Annotated in this window: 1 protein-coding gene; it reads right to left on the reverse strand. The window is 47.3% G+C overall.

What is annotated here, in order from left to right; genetic code table 11:
• On the reverse strand, positions 1–240 hold a 240-nt coding region (locus tag P5683_RS25710; protein WP_315641284.1), incomplete at its 3' end, for an IS630 transposase-related protein.
• Positions 241–522: the final 282 nt, after the last annotated feature.

Below are 522 nucleotides of genomic sequence, written 5' to 3' on the forward strand. Positions count from 1 at the left end.
ATCGCCATGCTCTTGGGCAAAAGCCTTGAATTTGTGCCAGTCGGTAATTTGGTGGCTATGACCAGGTGGGCGATTAGGTTTAGGGAGGAAGTCGCCGGTGTGTTCTTTTCTTTGCAGCCAGAGATTGATGGTGTTCCTGCTGACATGGAAAACTTGACTGGCTTCGGTTTTGGGTATACCGTCTAGTTCAATTGCATTAATAACTTTTTGTCTAAGGTCGTAACTGTAGGGGGCTGGCATTTTGGGTCTTCTGTAGATATCCGTGCCATTATACGTCCTAACTGTTCTGTCTTTTGCTATACAAGTTGGGCAGGCAGGCATGGAAATTGAACCCGAGTCGGTTTAGTAGGGGTCGAGAGAGATGTCACCATCTCCCCCTCCCATACAGAACCGTGCTTGAGACTTTCACCTCACACGGCTCCTAATCTGATTGCTCCATTGTTAGGGATACAGCGTTGGAATTATCGGGTATTGCACAGTGAGGAATGATTAAGAGAACGGAGGAAGTTGTCCATGCTTCAC

The sequence above is a fragment of the Limnospira sp. PMC 1279.21 genome (assembly GCF_032349615.1).
Taxonomy (GTDB): Bacteria; Cyanobacteriota; Cyanobacteriia; order Cyanobacteriales; family Microcoleaceae; genus Limnospira; species Limnospira fusiformis.